Annotated in this window: 3 protein-coding genes; 2 read left to right on the forward strand and 1 reads right to left on the reverse strand. The window is 62.1% G+C overall.

The window, feature by feature from the left end:
• Nucleotides 1-490 (reverse strand): MFS transporter (locus WBQ44_RS21270; protein WP_495568653.1); only part of this gene is annotated, 490 nt, incomplete at its 3' end.
• A gap of 249 nt (nt 491-739) precedes the next feature.
• On the opposite strand from WBQ44_RS21270, the gene WBQ44_RS21275 reads away from it, so the two are divergent.
• Both WBQ44_RS21275 and WBQ44_RS21280 read left to right on the forward strand, forming a co-directional pair.
• On the forward strand, nt 740-1,261 hold the full coding sequence (locus WBQ44_RS21275) for a MarR family winged helix-turn-helix transcriptional regulator (protein ID WP_495568654.1): 522 nt from the start codon (nt 740-742) through the stop codon (nt 1,259-1,261).
• Nucleotides 1,262-1,329: 68 nt separating this feature from the next.
• A partial coding sequence (locus tag WBQ44_RS21280) for a hydroxymethylglutaryl-CoA lyase-like TIM-barrel protein (protein ID WP_495568655.1) occupies nt 1,330-2,031 on the forward strand: 702 nt, incomplete at its 3' end.

Below are 2,031 nucleotides of genomic sequence, written 5' to 3' on the forward strand. Positions count from 1 at the left end.
AGAACGTCGCGGTCATCCGTGTTCGCCGTGCCGACGGAAACCACTGCGCCAGATAGAACAAGGCGCCTGGGAAAAAGCCTGCCTCGGCGACGCCGAGCAAGAACCGCATGACGTAGAACGAGGTTTCGTCCCACACGAACATGGTGCCGACGGTGACGAGTCCCCAGGTGACCATGATTCTGGTGAGTGTCGCTCGCGCGCCGATACGCTGCAGCATGGCGTTGCTCGGGACCTCGAACAGGATGAACCCGACGAAGAACAGGGCTACGCCGAGGCCGTATGCAGAGGCGCTGAAACCAAGATCACGCTTCAGTCCGACCTGTGCGATGCCGATATTGGTCCGGTCGATGAAGCTGACGATGTAGCAGATGACCAGCAGAGGCATCACTCGCAATGCGATGCGGCGATACAAGCTGTCGCGCATCGTGTCCAGTGGGGGCTGCACGTCGGCCACGTCCGCGGCCGCTTGTTTGCTCTTGCGTCGTTCCACGGTTCGGCTCCTTTGGATCGAATGAAAGTAGATGAACGGTCACGCTCGAGCGGTCCAGGCCACCGTGACAGAGGTCCGGTGACTGAGCTCACGCGGTCCGCGTTCGAGAAGTGTGCGACGCAACTGTTGATTTTGTCAACACCTGGCCGGCCTTTTGCGTTCGATGTCCGATACGGCGCGATGCGCGCTTCGCGGGCCGGTACCCTACGGGCGGGCGGAACTCTCTGCCGCCGACGGGAGGATTTTCCGATGACACGTAGCGATCATGAGCCCATACCCGACCAGAGTGCTGCGAATTTGGAGCTCCCGCACGGCGACGTCGTGATCACGGAATTGCTGTCTTATCGCCTGTCTCGCGCGAGCGGGTCGCTCTCGCGGAGTGCTGCGGTCCGATATCGGCGTCGATTCGATGTCTCACTTGCCGAGTGGCGAACACTTGCACTCCTCGGCGTCCAGACCCCGGCCACGTTGAATTCCCTGGCCCGCCGGGCCGGCTTGGACAAGGCCCAGATGTCGCGCGTGGTCTCCGGCCTCTACCACCGAGGCTTGGTGACGAAGAGCCTCGGTGCGGGTCGTACCACCCAGCTCGCGCTTACGGACGACGGTGCGAAGATGTACCGCGGTTTGATAGCCGAAGCAAACGAACGCGACCGCCGTATCCGCCGTCACCTCGGCCCAAAGGATCTCCGGGCACTCGAACGTGCCCTCGCAACGCTCACCGGCCTGGCCCGAGTGATCGAAGAGGAAGAACAACACGTGCAGCCCGATTGACCACCGGCCTAGGTGTTGACTTTATCAACAGCATGAGCCATTCTCTTCCTGACTGGAAAGGCAGGAAAATGATGGCCGACAGCGTCGTTCTATGCGAGTGCTTCGCCCGTGACGGGTTGCAACACGAGTCCGAGTTCATTCCCACCGATACAAAGATCGACCTCCTCGGTCGCTTCGTCGACGTAGGCTTCCCCCGGATCGAAGCCAGTAGTTACAGCCACCCACTGCGAATACCTGCTTTCAGTGACGTGAGCGAGGTGTTGCGAACTGCACCCCGTCGAGATGGTGTCACGTACAAGGCGACCTGCCCCAACCCGAGGGCGGTCGAGCGCGCCTTGGCGGATTACGAAACCGGAACTCCGGCAGACGAATTGAGCTTCCTGGTCTCGGCTACCGAATCTCACTCGCAGCGTAACCTCCGCAGCAGCCGAGACGAGCAGTGGCGCCGAGTCGAAGAGATGACGGCGCTCGCCGACGGCAAGTTCACCTTGGTCGGAGTTGTCTCGGTGGCGTTCGGTTGCCCATTCCAAGGATGGGTCGACCCCGACGTCGTCGTCGCCGATGTGGCCCGTTTCGCGCAACTCGGAGCCGAACTCGTCACCGTCGGCGACACCACCGGCGTGGCGGACCCACGGACGACCGCCTCACTCTTCGGACGCCTGGTTCGCGAGTTTCCCGAAATCGACATCGTCGCGCACCTCCACAACACGCGCGGAACCGGCATCGCCAACGCCGTTGCTGCACTCGACGCGGGTGTGCGGCATTTCGAC

Source organism: Rhodococcus sp. (in: high G+C Gram-positive bacteria) (assembly GCF_049591685.1).
Classification (GTDB): Bacteria; Actinomycetota; Actinomycetes; order Mycobacteriales; family Mycobacteriaceae; genus Rhodococcoides.